Raw genomic sequence first — 17,923 nt, 5'->3', positions numbered from 1 at the left:
TAGCCGGCGGGTAGTCGGCAGGTATTCGGCGAGCATGAGGCGGGTCCCGGCCTTTCAGCGGGACCCGCCACGCGTTGTGGGACGAGGGGACTACCCTCGGCTGGCATGTCTGAGACTGCTGCCTTTCCGCTGCCCTTCCGGGTCGGGTACAGAGTGTCGGCCGCGCCGGTCCGCACGTTGGGGGAACTGGCGATGACGCGATTCAGCTCCCTGATCCGGGAGAAGCCCCGGTGGCACGCCAAGATGAACGACGCCGCCATCGTGGCCGAGTGGACGCGGGAAGCCGCCGACCAGGGCCTGACAGAGGCACAGATCCGGTACGTGCTGGCGGAACTGGCGTACTACGCCGAGCTCCGCGACGAGCGGACCGGCATCGAGGTGTCCGGAGTCGACGGCGTGTGGCAGTCGGACACGCTCATCGACGAGGCGCTGCGGTCCCGGCTGCGCGACGCGGTCCGGGTCCTGGAGGACGTCCCCGAGGCCGAGCGGGACTGGCATCCGGGGTCGGACGGACAGGTCCTGGACCTGGTCCATCCTTCACTGTTCTGCCTGGTGCGCGACGTGAGCCGCCCGGAGGGCTCCGACTGGCCGAGCCTGGAGAGAGAGGACGCGCGCTACTCGCTGTCGGACAAGTTCCAGTGGCTGCCCACTGATGTCGAGGTCGACGAGAGCGGCGATGCCGTGTTCCGGTCCTATGTCAACAACGTCCACCCGGTGGCCCATCGCGAGCTGGAGGCCGTCCTGCCGGTCCTCTTCGGGCGGATGCGCCCGCTGTTCGAGAAGGTGCTCACCGATCTGCTCCATCCGCGCCCGGCGCGGATCGAGGCCGACCCCTTCTCCTGGTACAACGACCAGCCGGTCCGCCCCGACGAAGCCGCCGACTACGACGCCGACGCCGACAACGACGAGGCCTGGCTCGCCTACGACGAAGCCTGCGACGCCTGGTGGAGCGAGCGCGAACCGACCCTCCCGGACCCCGAGGACTTCACCCCGCCGGCCCCGCCCGCCGACGGCGCGCACGTGGACCTGCGCGGCCGCCGCCTGCAGGTCATCGTCAAACTCGCCACCATCCACCTGACCCCGGACAAGCCCGAGTACCCCGGCGGCAGCTGGCACGTCGAGGGGATGATGAACGAGCGGATCGTCTCGACCGGCATCTACTACTGGGACAGCGAGAACATCACCGAGAGCCGCCTGCACTTCCGCGCGGCGATCGACGACCCGCGCTACGAACAGAGCGACCACAGGGGCGTGCGAGGCGTCTACGGACTGGAAAACGAGGACGCCCTGAACCAGGTCCTCGGCTCGGCCGAGACCCGCGCCGGCCGCGCGCTGGCCTTCCCGAACATCCTCCAGCACCGCGTCGACCCGTTCCGCCTGGCGGACCCCACCCGCCCGGGCCACCGCAAGATCCTGGCCTTCTTCCTGGTCGACCCCACGGTGACGATCGTCTCGACCTCCGACGTGCCGCCCCAGCAGCCGTGGTCGCCGACTTCGACCATGACGCTGGAGCAGGCCGAGGAGTACCGCGAGCAGCTGATGCGGGAGCGGAAGTACTTCGTCGACGAGCACAACGAGGACGTCTACGAACGCGCCTTCTCGCTCTGCGAGCACTAGCCGATCGGGGTGAGGCCGTAGCCGTAGCCGTAGCCGTAGCCGTAGCCGTAGCCGTAGCCGAAGGCGTGGCCGGGGCCGTCGGGAGCGGTCCCGGCGATCAGGCCGCCGTCGTGGGGCCGGGGCTCCGGCGCCGGCATGCCCGCTCGCCTATGCCGCGAGCGACGCGGGCACGTTCGTCGCCAGCAGCCGACCGATGGCGCGCACGGCTTCGCGCCCCGCGCGGTTGGCGCCGACGGTGCTGGCCGAGGGGCCGTAGCCGACCAGGTGCAGGCGCGGTTCGAGGACGACCTGGGTGCCGTCCATGACGATGCCGCCGCCGGGGGCGCGCAGGTGCAGTGGCGCGAGATGGTCGAGAGCGGCGCGCCAGCCGGTGCACCAGATGATCACGTCCGCTTCCACCGCGTGGGGTGCGCCCGGGGCCGGGGCGTCCCACGCCACGCCGCCCGGGGTGATCCGGTCGAACATCGGCAGCCGGTCGAGCGTCCCGGCACGGCGGGCGGCGCGCACCGTCTCGTCCACCGGCAGGCCGGTGACGCCGACCACGCTCTGCGGGACCAGGCCCGCGCGCACCCTCTGATCCACCATCGCCACCACCTCGCGCCCGTACTCGCGCGTGAACGGCTGGTCGCGGAACACCGGCGGCCTGCGCGTCACCCACGTCGTGGCGGCGCCGGCCCGCGCCAGCTCGGTGAGCAGCTGGAGGGCGGTGATACCGCCGCCGACCACGACCACGCGCCGGCCCGCGAACTGCTCCGGGCCGGGATACGTGACGGCGTGCAGCTGGCGTCCGGCGAAGGTCTCGCGGCCGGGGTAGTAGGGCCAGAACGGACGCGTCCAGGTGCCGGTCGCGTTGATCACGGCGCGCGCCGCCCAGGTGCCCGTGTCGCTCTCGACCAGGAGCCGCTCGTCCGGACCGGAGCGGACCGCCCGGACGGTCACCGGCCGGCGCACGGCCAGCTGGAAGTGCTTCTCGTACTCGGCGAAGTACCGGGGCACGGCGAGCGAGGCCCGCTCCTGCGCGGAAGGCGGGTCGAAGGCCATCCCGGGCAGGTCGAAGATGCCGTTGACGGTCTCCATGCGCAGCGACGGCCACCGGTGCTGCCAGGCCCCGCCCGGAGCCCGGTCGCCGTCGAGGACCACATAGCCCTCGTCGGGCTCGAAACCGGCCCTGGCCAGGAAGTACGCGCTCGACAGCCCCGCCTGTCCGGCACCGATCACCACGACGTCCGTCATCCGCGTGTGCTCGTTCACGATCGGTGGAACAGGCGAATGGGGGTTTTCCTTCCAGGAAGATCGCCCGAATCAATGGCGCCGGGTCTTCTTGCCGTACCTTTGTTTGAGGTGTTTCTGATCCTCAAGGGGGACCAAGTGCGTATCGGGCGGCGGGTACTCGTTCTCGCAGCGTTTGCTGCACTGTTGAGCACTCCGGCGGTGGCGCAGGCCCGCGGCGGGGGCGGCAGCCACGGCCACGGCGGCGGTGGCCACAGCGGCGGCCACAGCGGTGGTCACGGTGGCGGCATCGGCGGCTTCCACGGTGTCGGATTCGTCGGCGGCGGGGGCGCCGGATCCATCATCGGGCTGCTGATCCTGGCGGTGATCATCCTGGCGCTGGTGATGGCCTTCCGGGCCTGGAAGAAGGGCGGCGGGGGGAGCGGTCTGAACACCGGGTCGGACCGGGCGGCCCACCGCTCGGACGAGGCGGCCCGCAAGCGCGCCACCCAGGTCGAGGCGCGGGTCGAGGCGCTCGCCGAGACGGACGCCACCTTCGCCCTGGAGCCGCTGAAGGAGCGCGCCGTCTGGCTCTACACGACCGCCCAGCGCGCCTGGACCGCCCGCGACCGCGCCACCCTGAAGCGGATCCTGTCCCCGGTGCTCTACGTGAAGTGGGACGAGGAACTGCGCGACTACGAGTCGCGAGGCGAGGTCAACGTCGTGGAGATCGTCGCCGGCCCGACAGTCGAACTGGTCAACCTCGCGAACCGCGCGGGGGAGGGCAACGACACCGTCACCTTCCGGATCACCGCGACGCTGCACGACATCGTCCGCCGCGCGAACGGCTCGCACGCGGTCCGCAAGGACGGCTCGACCCGCCCGGTCGAGTACTGGACGCTGCGCAAGGACGCCTCCGGCGCGTTCATCGTCGCGTCGATCGAGCAGGCGGCCGAGGGCGCGCACCACCTGACCGACGCGATCGAGACGGACTTCTGGGACCAGAAGGCGGTCGCCCGGGACGCCGTGCTCGAGGTGGCCGAGAACGTGTCGGTCGCGGGCGCCGGCGACGTCCTGGAGCTCACCACCATCTCGTGGAGCACCGACGCCGACGCCGCCGCGGGCGACCTGAGCCTCGTCGACGGCCGCTTCGACAAGGCGGTCCTGGAAGTCGCCGTCGAGCAGTTCCTCGAAGAGTGGGCCATGAACGACGGCAGCCTCGACTTCACCGCCGTCCGCACCGCCAACCGCACCGTCATGCGCAACGCCGCCATCGCCTCGATCGAAGTGCGCTCCCTGGTCTCCCGCGACCCGATCGTCGTCCGCGTCGTGGTCGCCGCCGAGGGCGTGTACTACGAGGTCGACCGCCGCACCGAGAAGGTGCTCCTCGGCGACGCGCACAAGCGGCGCCCCGTCACCTTCACCTTCGACCTGCGGTTGGACGGCCCGTCGGCGAAGGGGTGGACCGTGATCGCCGCGGACGCCCAGCCCGGATCACAGCTCACGGGGAACCGTTCGTAGGCTGCCGGGTCCGAGGGGGCTCCGTCGACGAGTTCGACGTCCCCCTCGGGCGAGGTCGACGTGCCTTCAGGAGTCCGCCGCGGTGCCCGACCCCGAGGTGACGCCGCGGTCGTCGAGTGAGCCACGCGGGACGGGCACCGATGCCAGCTCCCAATCGAACGTGCACGTCACCGGCGCATGATCCGACCACCGCTCCGCATACGTCTCCGCCCGCTCCGTCACCGCCGACGTGGCGCGCGCCGCGAGCCGCGGCGTCGCCATGTGGTAGTCGATCCGCCAGCCGGAGTCGTTGTCGAACGCCTTCCCGCGCCACGACCACCACGAGTACGGTCCCGCGATGTCAGGGTGCAGCGACCGGACCACGTCCACGTAGCCGGTCTCGCCCAGGACGCTGGTCAGCCAGCGGCGTTCTTCGGGGAGGAAGCCGGAGTTCTTCAGGTTGCCCTTCCAGTTCTTGATGTCGGCTTCGCGGTGGGCGATGTTCCAGTCGCCGCAGACGAGGACTTCGCGGCCGGTGTCGACGGCGCGCTGGTGGAGGGTCCTCAGGTGGGTGTGGAAGGCGGCCATGAAGCGTTCCTTCTCGGCCTGGCGGTCGGTGCCCGCCTCGCCGGCGGGGAGGTAGAGGCTGGCGACGGTGAGGTTGGGGAAGTCGATCTCGGCGTAGCGGCCGGAGGCGGCGAACTCGGGGGCGTCGAAGCCGATGCGGGTGGCGGTGGGGGCGATGCGGCTGAACAGCGCCACGCCGGCGCGGCCCTTGGTGCTGGCCGGGGCGACCAGGGTGTGCCAGCCGTCGGGGGCGCGGAGGTGGGCCGGGAACTGGTCGGGTTCGGCGCGGACCTCCTGGAGGCACACCACGTCGGCGGGGGTGGTGGCGAGCCATTCGGTGAAGCCCTTGGCGGCGGCGGCGCGGATGCCGTTGACGTTGACGGTGGAGACGGTCAGCACGAGTAAGAGGGTAACGGTCGCGGACGTGTCCGCCGACCAACCTCGGGGCTGTGACCGGCTCTTTCGCAGCGGGGGAGGGGAAACGGCTTTGCCTTCGCGGTGATCCTCCCGGCAGGATGCGGAGATGGCCCGCACCGGCAGCAGCCCCGTCCCCGCAGCCCAGGGCGTCCGCGCGCCCTGGACCGCGATCCCGCCGCACTTACGCGCCCGGGTCGCCGAGCTCGCCGGCGGCGGCGAGGTGGTGGAGGCGGTGACGCAGCCCGGCGGCTTCTCGCCCGGACCCGCCGTCCGGGTCCGGACCTCGACCGGCCACCGCGCCTTCGTCAAGGCGGTCAGCGTCGAGATGAACCCCGACACGCCGAACATGCACCGGGACGAAGCCCGCTACACCGCCCGGATGCCGCCCCACGCCCCGGTCCCGAAGCTCCTCGGCGCCCTCGACGAGGACGGCTGGGTGGTCCTCGTCTTCGAGGAGATCGACGGCCGCAACCCCGACCCGGACTGGGATCCCGACGAGCTCCGCCGCGCCGTCGCCGCCCTCGCCGAGCTCGCCGCCGTCCTGACCCCGCCGCCGCTCGACGCGCCGCCGGCCGCGGAGCGGCTGAAGCGGAGCTTCTGCGGCTGGAGCCGGCTGCGGGCGGCGTATGAGGAGGGCCGGGACGACCTCGCCTGGCTCGACCCCTGGGCCCGGGACCGCCTCGGCGCCCTGGTCGGCCTGGAGACGGAGTCCGCGGACCTGTCGCACGGCACCACCCTGGTCAACATGGACGTCCGCGCGGACAACCTCCTGATGACCGCCGACCGCGTCTACGTCGTGGACTGGCCCTGGGCGGCCGTCGGCGCCCCCTGGATCGACCTGGGCTTCTTCGTCCCTAGCGTCTGGATGCACAGCGGCCCCGAGCGCGCCCGCATCGTCACCGAACACCCGCTCCTGGCCGACGCCGACCCGGAAGCCGTGACCGCCTTCGCCGCCGGGCTCACCGGCATGCTTCTGGAACGCAGCAGCCAGCCGGCCCCGCAGGGGCTTCCCACCCTCCGGGGGTTCCAGCGGGCGTTCGGCACCGCGTCCCTGGAGTGGCTGCGCACCCTCATGGCGTGAAACCGCGTGACGCGGCGTGGGATCGCCTGAGCCCCTTCCCTCCTTAACGCAACCGCGTTAACCTCCGCCGCGTGAGCGCGCGAATCAGGATCCTGGAGGCGGCCGAGCGCCGCTTCGCCGAAGACGGCATCGAAGCGGTGTCCCTGCGCCAGATCGCCGCCGAGTCCGGCCAGCGCAACACCTCGGCGGTCGCCTACCACTTCGGCTCCCGCTCCGCGCTCGTCGCCGCCGTCTACGAGCACCGCATGACGCCGGTCAACGCGCGCCGCCTGGAACTGCTGGCGGCACGCCCCGACGACACCATCCGCACCTACGTCCGGGCCCTGGTCGAACCGCTGGCCGAGACCCTCGCCGACGCCGAGAAGGCCGGGCGCCGGTCCTGGTACCTGCGCTTCCTCGCCGAGGCGATGCGCTATCCCGAGTACGATCCCGGCACCGTCGCGCTGGACCGCCCGGAGGCCTCCAGCATCCGGGCCCTGATAGCCGGGCTCCGGGACGCCACCGCCGGGCTGCGCCTGCCGCCGGGCGTCTTCGTCGAGCGCCTGCGCCTGCTGGCCCTGCTCGTCATCACCACGCTCGCCGACCGCGAGCGCCACCCGGGCACCGGCGTCGGCACCGAGACGCTGATCGCCGCCGGGGCGGCGCTGCTCTCCGACCCCAAGGAGTGAGTTCCATGGCCGTCTACGCCACCCTCGAAGAACTGCTCACCGGGCGCGACCTCAACGCCGGACCCCGCCGCCGTCTGCGGCGCCTGCCCGAAGGTGAGGAACCGCGACCCTACGAGCGGTTCACCGTGGCGCCCTGCACCAACCTCATCGGCGCCGAGATAGCGGGCCTCGACCTTCGCGAACCGGTGACCCCGGAAGTGTTCGCCGACCTCGACCGCGCATTGCTGGAATTCAAAGTCCTGTTTTTCCGCGACCAGCACATCACCGGCGCCCAGCACCGCGATTTCGCGCGGCTGTGGGGGGAGTTGGAAGTCCACCCGTTCCTCCCGCAGGGCGACGTCCCCGAGATCGTGCGCTTCGAGAAGGGCACGGACAACGTCGGCGTCGAGAACGTATGGCACGCCGACGTCACCTGGCGCGAGCGGCCGGCCCTGGGCTCCGTGCTGCGCGCCGTCGAGGTTCCCGCGGCCGGCGGCGACACCTGCTTCGCGGACATGGCCGCCGCCTACGACTGCCTGCCGGCGTCGGTCAAGGAACGCATCGAGGGTCGCGTCGCGGTGCACGACTTCACCCTCCCGTTCGGCATCGGCATGGACCCGGCGAAGCTGAAGGAGATGCAGGCGCAGTACCCGGCGGTGGAGCACCCGGTCGTGCGCACGCACCCGCGCACCGGCCGCCGCACGCTGTTCGTGAACGGCATCTTCACCACGCACATCGTCGGGCTGCCCGAGGACGAGAGCGAGGAGTTGCTGAAACATCTGTTCAAGCAGGCGGCAGTGCCGGAGTACCAGGTGCGCTTCAAGTGGGCGGCCGGCTCGATCGCGTTCTGGGACAACCGGGCGGTGCAGCACTACGCGGTCAGTGACTACTTCCCGCAGCGCCGGGTGATGGAGCGGGCTGCGATTCTGGGGGACCGGCCTCGGTAGCGGGCGACGGCGGCTGGGGCGGCTGGGGCGACGGCGACGGTGACGCCGGCGTGGCCGGAGCCTGCTGGTCGGGGACCTGCGGAGCCTGGTGCGCCGTGGAGTGGTGAACCTGGTTCTGGGCTTGGTTCTGGGCGTGGTTCTGGGCATGGTTCTGCGCGGGATGCGGGGACGCATCCGGCGGCGCCGTTTCCGGCTCGGCCGGCGCCGCGACCCCCGCGGCCTTCTCCGGATGCTGCTCCCGCCACTTCTTCAACCCGTCCAGGAACCCGGCCCGCAGCTCGTGCTTGATCGGCTCCAGCTCCGCTTCCCAGGTGTCGATCCCCAGGTCGTTGGCGAACCGCAGCAGGTCCGGGTCCAGGTCGTGCGGCACCCAGGTCCAGGTCGCCGTCCACTCGGTCAGCCGCCGCCGCTCGGCCTCGGTGGCGCGCGCCATCCAGCGCTTCACGTAGGCGCGGCCGACGTCGATCGGCTCGGCCCGGCCCATGCTCTTGTTCTCCTCGGCGTCGAGGAAGCGCTGGGTCGGGGAGGTGACCTGCCACAGCTTCGGGAACCGGCTGTTGGCCAGCGGCGTCTTCGGCGTCTCGGTCGGGTGCAGCAGCCGCTGCGGCATGTCCAGCGGTGACGGGAACGCCTTGTGCGGCTTCGCGTGCTCGTGCTCCTGGTCGCCGCCGTGGCCTTCGCCGGTCCCGGTCTTGGCCGGCCCGCATTCGGCCTCCCCGGAGGACAGCGGCGGCGGCTTCACCCAGACGTAGGGCTTCAGCCACTCCTCGCTGAGCAGCATGGACTTGTCAACCGCGGCGATCAGCTCCAGCGACTGGTTGTAGTCCGAAGCCGCGCCCCACAGGTGGATCCGGGTGCCGTACTCCTGCGCCTCCTCGACCGCGTGCAGCAGGTCCTCGTCACCGCTGACCAGCACCACGTCCGCGACAGCGCGCTTGCGGGCCAGGCCGGTGAGGTCGGCGTGCAGGAAGGTGTCGACGCCCTTCTGCTCGAACTTGCCGTCGTCGCGCCGCACCAGCTTGCCCAGGCGCAGCTTCACCCCGTCCAGCACCCGCAGCGCCCGCTGCTCCCGGGTCGGCCCGGTGGCCGGGGCGGCGTCGTACCAGTAGACGCGCAGCACCGGCAGCCCGGTCTCGGCCGCGGCGCGCTCGGTCAGGGCGGCCACCAGGCCCGGGTAGTCGACGTCGACGCCGGGGCGGCCGGGGTCGCCGCTCACCACGTTCGCGGCGGCGGCCAGCACGTATCCGGCGTCCACCAGGACGGCACAGCGATCCATTGGCTAAACGTGTCACATGGTCGCTGAGCGTGGCAACACGACAGACCGGCTGTTACAACGCTTTGCCGAGTAAGCACTCTGACGGCACAATCTGCGGCATGGAAACGAGCGGGGGGCCGGGTTTTCGCCGGCGAATGCGGAATATGACACTTATATGCGCGGCAGTGGCGGCACTGGCCTCCGCGCAAGGATGTTCGAACAGCTCCGGGACGGTCGGAGCCGCCCCGTCCAGCCCCACCGGGAGTACGGCACCGAGCAGCCCCGGTGGTCCGACCGGTCCGACCGGTCCGACCGGTCCGACCAGCCCGACCGGCCCGACCAGTCCGAGCAGCCCCGACAACAGCTCGGAGAGCACGTCATCATCCTCGGCCCCCGCCAGCAGCCCGCCTGCGGCGAGCTCGCCGAACACCTCAGGCCACTGGCAGCCCACCGGCGACCTCGCCAAGGCCGAAGCCGTCGACGAGACCGTCGGCCCCGACAAGAAGGTGACGGTCCTGTGGCCCAAGGGCCAACCCGCCGACCACGCCCTCACCATCAAGGTCCTGGCCAAGCGCAACGGGGACAAGATCATCGCCAACCTGTCCGCCGCCAACCGCAGCGGTCAGAAGGTCTCCCTGCTCACCGGCACCTTCGGCAGCGCCGCCGCCGTCGACGACACCGGCCAGAGCATGAACTTCGAGGACTTCGACAACGCCTGGACGCTGAAGAGCCCCGGCAACTCCCCATACCTGGAGCAGGACGAGCCGATGATCGGCGACATGGTGATCGACGCGCCCAAGTCGGGCGACACCTTCAACCTGTACTGGACCCAGGCCGTGGACATCGGCGGGATCATCTTGATACGCGACATCCCGATCGTCAGCTGAGCGGCGGACAGCCCCGGCTCCGTCAAGGAACCGGGGCTGTCCCCTTCTCGCTGGATCAGCTCATCCGGCGCGCGCGATCCGGAACGTCAGCCCCAGATCCTCGTCGCCCGCGATCGCCGCCCGCAGCTCCTTCAGGTCCGCGGGATCGCCCGCCGCCGGCACCGCACCCTCGGCGAACTCCACCGCCAGCACCTCGTCGGCGATCATCGCCGCGTGCTCCCGCACCGCCTCGGCGGTCTCGGCCCCGGCCTCCGACCCGTCCGCCACGGCCCACGTCAGCGTGATGCGGTCCGCCACGTCCAGCCCGGTCGCCTTCCGCGTCTCCTGCAGGAACCGCACCACGTCCCGGGCCAGCCCGGCGCGCCGCAGCTCCGGCGTCACGTGCAGGTCCAGCGCGATGGTCTCGCCGCCCGCGGTGGCCACCGCCCAGCCCTCGCGCGGCGTCTCGGTCACGATGACCTCCTCGGGGGACACCGTCACCTCCTCGCCCTCGACCAGGACCGTCGCCGAGCCCCGCGCCCGCAGCGCGGCCGCCAGCGCCGCCGCGTCCGCCGCCGCGATGGCGTTCGCCACCAGCGGCGTGCGCTTCGCGAACCGCGCGCCCAGTGCTCGGAAGTTTCCCTTGGCGCTGTAGTCGATCAGGTCTCCGCCGGCGTCGGCCAGCGGCGACGTGGTCACCACGTTCAGCTCCTCCAGCAGCTGCGCCCGCAGCTCCTCCGGCAGGGCGGCCCAGCCCGGCGCGCCGACCAGCGCCCGGGACAGCGGCTGCCGGGTCTTCACACCGGAGTCCGCGCGGGTGGCCCGGCCCAGCTCGACCAGGCGGCGGGTGAGCGCCATCTGCTCGGCCAGCTCCGGGTCCACCAGCGCCGCCTCGACCGTCGGCCAGGCCGCCAGGTGCACCGACTCCGGCGCGCCCGGGTCCACCGAGCGGACCAGGTCCTGCCACACCCGCTCGCTGATGAACGGCACCATCGGCGCCATCAGCTTCGTCACCGTCTCCAGCGCCTCGTGCAGCGTGGCCAGGGCCGCCGGGTCGGCGTTCCAGAAGCGGCGGCGCGCCCGGCGGACGTACCAGTTGGACAGGTCGTCCACGAACGCCGACAGCAGCTTGCCGACCTTGAGCGTGTCGAACTCCTCCATGGCCGCGGTGACGTCGCGGACCAGGACGTTGACCTCGGACAGCACCCAGCGGTCCAGCGCCGGGCGCTCGGCCGGGCGCGGGTCGGACTCCGACGGCGCCCAGCCGCCGGTGCGGCCGTACAGCGCCTGGAACGACACCGTGTTCCAGTACGTCAGCAGCGTCTTGCGCACCACCTCCTGGATGGTGGCGTGCCCGACCCGGCGCGCCGACCACGGCGAGCCGCCGGCCAGCATGAACCAGCGCACCGCGTCCGCGCCGTGCTGGTCCATCAGCGGGATCGGCTCCAGGATGTTGCCCAGGTGCTTGGACATCTTGCGGCCGTCCTCGGCCAGGATGTGGCCCAGGCAGAGCACGTTCTGGTACGACGACTTGTCGAACACCAGCGTGCCGACGGCCAGCAGGGAGTAGAACCAGCCGCGGGTCTGGTCGATGGCCTCGGCGATGAAGTCCGCCGGGTAGGCGTTCTCGAACGTCTCCTTCGAGCCCTCGACGTACGGGTAGCCGTGCTGCGCGAACGGCATCGAGCCGGAGTCGTACCAGCCGTCGATGACCTCGGGCACCCGGGTGGCGGTCCGACCAGACTCAGCACACTGCGGGCAGGGCATTGTGACGTCGTCGACGAACGGCCGGTGCGGGTCCAGGTTCGACACGTCCCGCCCGGACAGCTCGCCGAGCTCGGCCAGCGAGCCGACGGCGGTCACGTGGCCGTCCTCGCACACCCACAGCGGCAGCGGCGTGCCCCAGTAGCGCTTGCGGGACAGCGACCAGTCGATGTTGTTGTTCAGCCAGTCGCCGAAGCGGCCGTACTTCACGTTGTCCGGGAACCAGTTCGTGGCGTCGTTCTCCCGCATCATCGCGTCCTTGACCGCGGTGGTGCGGATGTACCAGGCCGGCTGCGCGTAGTAGAGCAGCGCGGTGTGGCACCGCCAGCAGTGCGGGTAGCTGTGCTCGTACTCCAGGTGCTTGAACAGGACCCCGCGCTCGCGCAGGTCGGAGACCAGGACCTCGTCGGCCTTCTTGAAGAAGGCGCCGCCGACCATCGGGACGGACTCCTCGAAGGTGCCGTCGCCGCGGACCGGGTTCACCACCGGCAGGTCGTACTTCTTGCAGGTGGCCAGGTCGTCCGCACCGAAGGCCGGGGCCTGGTGCACGAGGCCGGTGCCGTCCTCGGTGGTGACGTAGTCGGCCAGCACCACGAAGTGCGCGTCCGGGATGTCGACCAGCTCGAACGGGCGCTGATACGTCCAGCGCTCCATGGCGGAGCCCTGGAACGTCTCGCCGGTGGTCTCCCAGCCCTCGCCGAGAGCCTTGCCGACCAGCGGCTCGGCGACGACGACGCGCTCGGTGCCGTCGGTGGCCACGACGTAGGCGACGTCCGGGTGCACGGCGACCGCGGTGTTCGACACCAGGGTCCAGGGCGTGGTCGTCCAGACCAGCAGCGAGGTGTTCCCGGCCAGCGGGCCCGAGGTCAGGGGGAAGCGGACGTAGACCGAGGGGTCGACCACCGTCTCGTAGCCCTGCGCCAGCTCGTGGTCCGACAGCCCGGTGCCGCAGCGCGGGCAGTACGGCGCCACGCGGTGGTCCTGGACCAGCAGGCCCTTGTCGAAGATCTGCTTCAGCGACCACCAGACCGACTCGACGTAGGACGGGTTCATCGTCCAGTACGCCTCGTCGGTGTTCACCCAGTAGCCCATGCGCTCGGTGAGCTTCTCGAAGGCGTCCACGTGGCGGCGCACCGACTCGCGGCACTTGGCGTTGAACTCGGCGATGCCGTACGCCTCGATGTCCTGCTTGTTGGTGAAGCCGAGCTCGGCCTCCACCGCCAGCTCCACCGGCAGGCCGTGGCAGTCCCAGCCGGCCTTGCGGTCCACGCGGTGGCCCTGCATGGTCTTGAACCGCGGGAACACGTCCTTGAAGACGCGGGCCTCGACATGGTGGGTGCCGGGACGGCCGTTCGCGGTCGGCGGGCCCTCGTAGAAGGTCCAGCGCGGGGCGCCCTCGGTGGCGGACAGTGATTTGCCGAAGATGTCGGCGCCGCGCCAGAAGTCGATGATCTCGGCGTCCATCGCCGGGAGATCGAGCTGGGCGCTTACGGGGCGATATAGCCTGTCGGCCATGGCGCGGTGCCTTCTTCCTTCGTCGTAGTTCTCCTAAACCGACGAAGGGACGACACTGGCACTCTCTATGAAGCGCCGGTACCGCGGTACCACCCTCCTTGACACACCGTAGACACCGGTATGTCCACTTCATTGCGTATCCGGCCGGTTCTACTCGGACCTCGCGGTCCTTTCTTCCGGCGGCTCGGGGGTGATTTTCACGCGGGGTCCGCCTCCGGGCTCACACCGTCCCCGGATCGCTCGTCGCTCGCCGTTCCGCGCTACTCGTCCCGTCGCTGCCTGCTCGGGTACTCGTGTCATTGTAAGCGGTATGGAAGAGGTCCGGATTCCAATTCGCGTCAAGCCCGGGAGCTCGCGGAACCGGGTCGGCGGACGCCATGGCGAGGGGGCCCTGATCGTGGCCGTGACCGCCAAGGCGGTCGAGGGCGCGGCGACCGAGGCGGCCCTCCGGGCGGTCGCGGACGCCTTGGGAATACCGCGACGCTCAGTGGTGTTGATCACGGGCGCCACTTCGCGAGACAAGGTCATAGGGGTTTCCACCGAGACTCCGGCGGCGCTTCGCGAGGTGGTGGCGGGTCTGCTCGGCTGACGGGCGGACCTGCGAAGACGTCCGGCGAACCGGCCGTCTCCGGTTCTCGTTAGCCCGAATGAGTGAATGTTCGGTGCGCGTGTGTTCGACGGGAACTGGTGGGCGGCTTGGGACGTTTCTCCCCTCACGAAGCGTGATTAGCGGGGGCCCAGCGCGGGCACGCTACACGACGCGTGTGAGTAGGGGGCGGACGGTTGGTTGTATGTGCAGCCAAGCTCGGTTCGAGTGAACTGCGCCGCCACGTCAGAGAGCGAGGATGACGGCCGTGACGACGAGTAGGACGAAGGCATCAGAGACGGCCACGGGGGCCACGCACGCCGCGAAGACCGCGGCGAAGTCTGTAGCGAAGAAGAGCGTGGGGGCCGGCAAGGCGGTGCCGACGCCGACTCGGGCCGCGACGGGGGCCACGGCCTCCCCGCCCACCCGCCGGTCCAGCGCCGGCGAGGCGAGGCGGTCGGCGAGCGGGCCGGCCGCTTCTGTTTCCGGGACCGAGAAGGAGACTCCCATGACGGTCGCTGAGGTGACGGAGCCGGTCACGGCCGGCGTCGGCGGGCTGCCGCCGTACCGCGCGGGCGAGGACCCGTGGTCCGAGGAGGAGGTCACCGAGCTCCAGGCCGAGCTCGAAGGCGACGCCGCCCGGCTGCACCGGGAGATCAGCACCGCCGAGACCGGCATCGCCGACCTCCTGCGCGACTCCGGCGAGGGCGCCGGCGACGACCAGGCCGACGCGGGCACCAAGAACTTCGAGCGCGAGCACGAGATGTCGATAGCGAACAACGCGCGCGACATGCTCCAGCAGACCGAGCGCGCCCTCGCCCGCCTCGCCGCCGGCACGTACGGCGTCTGCGAGTCGTGCGGCGAGCCGGTCGGCAAGTACCGGCTGCAGGCCTTCCCGCGGGCCACGCTGTGCATGAGCTGCAAGCAGAAGCAGGAGCGACGCTGAGCGGCGGGCCGGGCCGGTTGAGCTGGCCCGGCCGAGGTGTGCCCCTGTGACCGAAGGGGTGACCGAGGTGCGGCTGACGGGGCAACTGAAGGCGGGCGGTCCTGGTTGTGACCGCCGCATCCCCTCCTACCGAAGGTAGGGTGTGCGCGTGGCTTCAGATGTGCGTGCGGATGCGGAGACGGCCGAGGGTTCGGCCGCGGGCGGTGGCCGGATGGCCCGATCGGCCGAAGGACCGGACGGGTCCGGGGCGCCCCCGGCGCAAGCCGATGCCCCGGAGACTGCCGTGACCCCTGAGGCCGCCGAGCCGACCGAAGACTCGGAAGACTCGGCCACGAGCGCGGACCAGGAGCGGGACCAGGCTTCGGAGCCCTCCGATTCCACCCCCGCGCCCCGCAAGCCGCGTCGTCTCCCCGTGCTGATCGCCGTCGCCGCGTTCGCGCTGGCGATCGACGTGATCAGCAAGATCCTGGTGGTCCAGCACCTGTCCGACCGCGGCCCGATCCACCTGCCCGGCGGTTTCCTGAACCTCGTCCTCATCCGCAACTCCGGCGCGGCCTTCTCCATCGGCGAGGGCCAGACCTGGGTGTTCACCATCATCGCGGCCGCCGTGGTGTTCGTGATCCTGCGGGTCTCGCGCAACCTGCGCTCCCTGCCCTGGGCCTGCGCGCTCGGGCTGCTGCTCGGCGGTGCGCTGGGCAACCTGTCGGACCGGATCTTCCGCGAGCCCGGTCTCTTCCGCGGGCACGTCGTGGACTTCCTGCAGTTCCCGACGTTCCCGGTCGTGCACTACGACTTCCCGGTGTTCAACCTCGCCGACTCGGCGATCGTCGTCGGCGGCTGCCTGATGGTGCTGCTGTCGTTCCTGGGCATGCAGCCGGACGGCACACGGCACGGGGACGGGGACGGGACCAAGCCGGAGTCCGAGGCGAAGTCCGAGCCCGAGGACTCCGACCCGGCCGAGTGACCTGAGCCCCCTCCCGGCTGCCGGATAATGGTGTTCATGTCTGATCTCCGCAGCCTCCCCATCCCGGACGGCCTGGAGGGCGAGCGCCTCGACGCCGCCCTGGCCCGCATGTTCGGTCTGTCGCGCACCCGCGCCGCCGAACTGGCCGCGGCCGGCCTGGTCCGGGTGGACGGCGCCGAGGCCGGCAAGTCCGACCGGGTACGCGGCGGATCCTGGCTGGAGATCGAGCTCCCGCCGGTCGTCGACCCGGTGGCGGTGCGGGCCGAGGCCGTCGAGGGCATGCGCATCGTCCACGACGACGACGACATCGTGGTGATCGACAAGCCGGTGGGCGTCGCGGCCCACCCCAGCCCCGGCTGGCTCGGCCCCACGGTGGTCGGCGGCCTGGCCGCGGCCGGGTACCGCATCTCCACCTCCGGCGCCTCCGAACGCCAGGGCGTCGTCCACCGCCTGGACGTCGGCACCAGCGGCCTGATGGCCGTGGCCAAGTCCGAGCGCGCTTACACCCTCCTCAAGCAGGCCTTCCGCGACCGCACCGTCGACAAGCGCTACCACACCCTGGTCCAGGGCCACCCCGACCCGCTCCGCGGCACCGTCGACGCCCCCATCGGCCGCCACCCCCACCACGACTACAAGTTCGCCGTGGTCCGGGATGGCAAGGACAGCGTCACGCACTACGAGACGCTGGAGGCGTACCGCGCCGCGACCCTGCTCGCGATCAAGCTGGAGACCGGCCGCACGCACCAGATCCGCGTGCACATGGCGGCCCTGCGCCACCCCTGCGTCGGGGACCTGCAGTACGGGGCCGACCCGAAGCTCGCCGAGCGCCTGGGCCTGGGCCGGCAGTGGCTGCACGCGGTCAGCCTCGGCTTCGAGCACCCGGGGACGGGGGAGTGGGTCCAGTTCGAGAGCCGGTACCCGGACGACCTGCAGAGCGCGCTGGACCAGATCGCGGCCGAGAGCTGACGCTGTCGGCGTTGCGCCCGGGGATGTCCGGGCATTGACGGTTCACTTGTCCCGTGGCGAAAACGGGGCAGTCGACGAGGGCACGCTGGTGGTGGCCGCCCGACCACCCGCGCACCTGGATCGCGCTCGGCGCCGCGCTCCTGATCATGACCGCCGCGACCCTGCTCGGCCTGCTCCTGTCCGGCCTGGACCGCGGCGGCCGCCACGGCGCGTTCGACACCGGAGCGCTCACCGCCACGGACGCCGTGGAGGTCCAGGCCGCGATCATCCGGGTGAACGCGGTCAGCGACGACATGGAAGTGCGGGTCTCGGTCTTCGCCCACGGCCGCTACGGCACGGACGAGTCGGGCGTCACCCCGGTCCAGGACCTGACCGTGGAGACGACGTCCCTGAACAAGGCGGTCCTGACGTTCCCCGCCGGCCAGCGCATGGTCGTCCAGGACGTGCTCTTCGACTTCGACACCGGCGAGATCGCGGACTACCCGTTCGACCGCTACGCCACCTCGATGCACTTCGCCGCCACCGTCGCCGGCAGGCCCGCCCCGACGATCCTCCAGGTGATCGACTCCGACCCGGGCTTCGTCACCCGCGCCATCCCCTCGGGCGACACGACAGCCCCGGGTTTCGACCTGCAGCTGCGACGGACCCGGGGGACGTTCGCGATGGTGTGGATGATGTACGTCGTGATGTGGGCGCTGGCCCTGTCCGTGCTGACCGGCGCATTGGTGATCGGACGGATGCGGGCGGGGCTGCCGTGGCCGGCGTTGGGGTGGATGGCGGCGTCGTTGTTCGCCCTCGCGGGATACCGAGGAACGGCGCCGGGGTCACCGCCGATCGGATGCCTGCTGGACTACACAGTGTTCCTGTGGGCGGAGGCGATCGTCGCGTTCTCCATGGTGTACGTCGTGGTGCGGGGGTCGCGGGTGGAGTTGGGGCCGTCAGCGGCGGCGGAAAGGAGCTAGTGCGGCGGAGGGTCGGTCTTTCGGGGTCGGTTCAGCGTGCGGTTGGGCGCGGTGGTTGCTGTTGGTGTGGCTTCGCGTTCGCGCCCAAGGGGGCGCGATGCCTCTGGCGGCCCT

At 71.3% G+C, this 17,923-nt stretch carries 17 protein-coding genes; 11 read left to right on the top strand and 6 right to left on the bottom strand.

Annotation, left to right across the window (positions count from 1 at the left end; all coding sequences use genetic code 11):
• Positions 1-105 precede the first annotated feature (105 nt).
• A complete protein-coding gene (locus ABD466_RS23050) occupies positions 106-1,617 on the top strand; it encodes a DUF4246 domain-containing protein (protein WP_344659218.1) in 1,512 nt (503 codons plus the stop codon).
• Here ABD466_RS23050 and ABD466_RS23045 read toward each other — a convergent pair.
• Both ABD466_RS23045 and ABD466_RS23040 read right to left on the bottom strand, forming a co-directional pair.
• Positions 1,614-1,754 (bottom strand): hypothetical protein, encoded by a 141-nt coding sequence (locus ABD466_RS23045; RefSeq protein ID WP_344659217.1) that lies wholly within the window; start codon positions 1,752-1,754, stop codon positions 1,614-1,616. The genes ABD466_RS23050 and ABD466_RS23045 overlap by 4 nt on opposite strands.
• Positions 1,755-1,764: 10 nt before the next feature.
• Positions 1,765-2,850, bottom strand: coding sequence for an NAD(P)-binding domain-containing protein (locus ABD466_RS23040; protein WP_344659216.1), 1,086 nt, complete (start codon positions 2,848-2,850; stop codon positions 1,765-1,767).
• Between the two features lie 183 nt (positions 2,851-3,033).
• On the opposite strand from ABD466_RS23040, the gene ABD466_RS23035 reads away from it, so the two are divergent.
• Positions 3,034-4,347: a TIM44-like domain-containing protein gene (locus ABD466_RS23035; RefSeq protein WP_344659215.1), complete on the top strand. Its 1,314-nt coding sequence runs from the start codon at positions 3,034-3,036 to the stop codon at positions 4,345-4,347.
• Between the two features lie 66 nt (positions 4,348-4,413).
• Here the strand turns inward: ABD466_RS23035 and ABD466_RS23030 are convergent, their stop codons facing one another.
• On the bottom strand, positions 4,414-5,292 hold the full coding sequence (locus ABD466_RS23030) for an exodeoxyribonuclease III (RefSeq protein ID WP_344659214.1): 879 nt from the start codon (positions 5,290-5,292) through the stop codon (positions 4,414-4,416).
• Between the two features lie 124 nt (positions 5,293-5,416).
• Here ABD466_RS23030 and ABD466_RS23025 point away from each other — a divergent pair, with 124 nt between their 5' ends.
• The 3 genes from ABD466_RS23025 (at position 5,417) to ABD466_RS23015 (ending at position 7,985) form a co-directional block, all read left to right on the top strand.
• The gene (locus ABD466_RS23025; protein WP_344659213.1) at positions 5,417-6,391 is read left to right on the top strand and encodes a phosphotransferase family protein; all 975 of its coding nucleotides are present in this window, start codon (positions 5,417-5,419) and stop codon (positions 6,389-6,391) included.
• 71 nt (positions 6,392-6,462) lie between these two features.
• Positions 6,463-7,059: a TetR/AcrR family transcriptional regulator gene (locus ABD466_RS23020; RefSeq protein ID WP_344659212.1), complete on the top strand. Its 597-nt coding sequence runs from the start codon at positions 6,463-6,465 to the stop codon at positions 7,057-7,059.
• Positions 7,060-7,064: 5 nt separating this feature from the next.
• Complete coding sequence (locus ABD466_RS23015; protein ID WP_344659211.1) at positions 7,065-7,985, top strand: TauD/TfdA dioxygenase family protein; 921 nt, start codon at positions 7,065-7,067, stop codon at positions 7,983-7,985.
• Here ABD466_RS23015 and ABD466_RS23010 read toward each other — a convergent pair.
• On the bottom strand, positions 7,918-9,261 hold the full coding sequence (locus ABD466_RS23010; protein WP_344659210.1) for an NYN domain-containing protein: 1,344 nt from the start codon (positions 9,259-9,261) through the stop codon (positions 7,918-7,920). The two genes, ABD466_RS23015 and ABD466_RS23010, sit on opposite strands and share 68 nt — an antisense overlap.
• Before the next feature lie 143 nt (positions 9,262-9,404).
• On the opposite strand from ABD466_RS23010, the gene ABD466_RS23005 reads away from it, so the two are divergent.
• Positions 9,405-10,127: a hypothetical protein gene (locus ABD466_RS23005; RefSeq protein ID WP_344659209.1), complete on the top strand. Its 723-nt coding sequence runs from the start codon at positions 9,405-9,407 to the stop codon at positions 10,125-10,127.
• A 60-nt stretch (positions 10,128-10,187) separates the two neighbouring features.
• On the opposite strand, the gene ileS is transcribed toward ABD466_RS23005, so the two are convergent.
• Positions 10,188-13,385, bottom strand: coding sequence for an isoleucine--tRNA ligase (gene ileS / locus ABD466_RS23000; RefSeq protein WP_344659208.1), 3,198 nt, complete (start codon positions 13,383-13,385; stop codon positions 10,188-10,190).
• A 310-nt stretch (positions 13,386-13,695) separates the two neighbouring features.
• Here ileS and ABD466_RS22995 point away from each other — a divergent pair, with 310 nt between their 5' ends.
• A complete protein-coding gene (locus ABD466_RS22995; protein WP_344659207.1) occupies positions 13,696-13,974 on the top strand; it encodes a DUF167 domain-containing protein in 279 nt (92 codons plus the stop codon).
• A 243-nt stretch (positions 13,975-14,217) separates the two neighbouring features.
• Here the strand turns inward: ABD466_RS22995 and ABD466_RS22990 are convergent, their stop codons facing one another.
• Positions 14,218-14,481 carry a hypothetical protein gene (locus ABD466_RS22990; RefSeq protein ID WP_344659206.1) on the bottom strand — a complete coding sequence of 88 codons (264 nt, stop codon included), beginning with the start codon at positions 14,479-14,481 and terminating at the stop codon, positions 14,218-14,220.
• On the opposite strand from ABD466_RS22990, the gene ABD466_RS22985 reads away from it, so the two are divergent.
• The 4 genes from ABD466_RS22985 (at position 14,480) to ABD466_RS22970 (ending at position 17,809) form a co-directional block, all read left to right on the top strand.
• Positions 14,480-14,917, top strand: a complete 438-nt coding sequence (locus ABD466_RS22985; RefSeq protein WP_344659205.1) for a TraR/DksA family transcriptional regulator — start codon at positions 14,480-14,482, stop codon at positions 14,915-14,917. The two genes, ABD466_RS22990 and ABD466_RS22985, sit on opposite strands and share 2 nt — an antisense overlap.
• A gap of 211 nt (positions 14,918-15,128) precedes the next feature.
• Entirely contained in the window at positions 15,129-15,881 is a 753-nt protein-coding gene (gene lspA / locus ABD466_RS22980) for a signal peptidase II (RefSeq protein ID WP_425558713.1), read from the top strand.
• A gap of 27 nt (positions 15,882-15,908) precedes the next feature.
• Complete coding sequence (locus ABD466_RS22975) at positions 15,909-16,847, top strand: RluA family pseudouridine synthase (RefSeq protein ID WP_344659203.1); 939 nt, start codon at positions 15,909-15,911, stop codon at positions 16,845-16,847.
• A 53-nt stretch (positions 16,848-16,900) separates the two neighbouring features.
• Positions 16,901-17,809, top strand: a complete 909-nt coding sequence (locus ABD466_RS22970) for a DUF4436 family protein (protein WP_344659202.1) — start codon at positions 16,901-16,903, stop codon at positions 17,807-17,809.
• Positions 17,810-17,923 lie beyond the last annotated feature (114 nt).

Origin of the sequence: Catenulispora subtropica (assembly GCF_039531675.1) — a bacterium.
Lineage (GTDB): Bacteria > Actinomycetota > Actinomycetes > Streptomycetales > Catenulisporaceae > Catenulispora > Catenulispora subtropica.
Note: the sequence above shows the minus strand (reverse complement) of the source record. Positions and strands in the feature narration are given on the sequence as shown.

Coding starts and splice junctions, on each gene's coding strand:
- ABD466_RS23050 (WP_344659218.1), top strand. CDS start 106: ATGTCTGAGACTGCTGCCTTTCCGCTGCCCTTCCGGGTCGGGTACAGA.
- ABD466_RS23045 (WP_344659217.1), bottom strand. CDS start 1,754: ATGCCGGCGCCGGAGCCCCGGCCCCACGACGGCGGCCTGATCGCCGGG.
- ABD466_RS23040 (WP_344659216.1), bottom strand. CDS start 2,850: ATGACGGACGTCGTGGTGATCGGTGCCGGACAGGCGGGGCTGTCGAGC.
- ABD466_RS23025 (WP_344659213.1), top strand. CDS start 5,417: ATGGCCCGCACCGGCAGCAGCCCCGTCCCCGCAGCCCAGGGCGTCCGC.
- ABD466_RS23015 (WP_344659211.1), top strand. CDS start 7,065: ATGGCCGTCTACGCCACCCTCGAAGAACTGCTCACCGGGCGCGACCTC.
- ABD466_RS23010 (WP_344659210.1), bottom strand. CDS start 9,261: ATGGATCGCTGTGCCGTCCTGGTGGACGCCGGATACGTGCTGGCCGCC.
- ABD466_RS23005 (WP_344659209.1), top strand. CDS start 9,405: ATGACACTTATATGCGCGGCAGTGGCGGCACTGGCCTCCGCGCAAGGA.
- ileS (WP_344659208.1), bottom strand. CDS start 13,385: ATGGCCGACAGGCTATATCGCCCCGTAAGCGCCCAGCTCGATCTCCCG.
- ABD466_RS22995 (WP_344659207.1), top strand. CDS start 13,696: ATGGAAGAGGTCCGGATTCCAATTCGCGTCAAGCCCGGGAGCTCGCGG.
- ABD466_RS22985 (WP_344659205.1), top strand. CDS start 14,480: ATGACGGTCGCTGAGGTGACGGAGCCGGTCACGGCCGGCGTCGGCGGG.
- ABD466_RS22990 (WP_344659206.1), bottom strand. CDS start 14,481: ATGGGAGTCTCCTTCTCGGTCCCGGAAACAGAAGCGGCCGGCCCGCTC.
- lspA (WP_425558713.1), top strand. CDS start 15,129: ATGGCCCGATCGGCCGAAGGACCGGACGGGTCCGGGGCGCCCCCGGCG.
- ABD466_RS22975 (WP_344659203.1), top strand. CDS start 15,909: ATGGTGTTCATGTCTGATCTCCGCAGCCTCCCCATCCCGGACGGCCTG.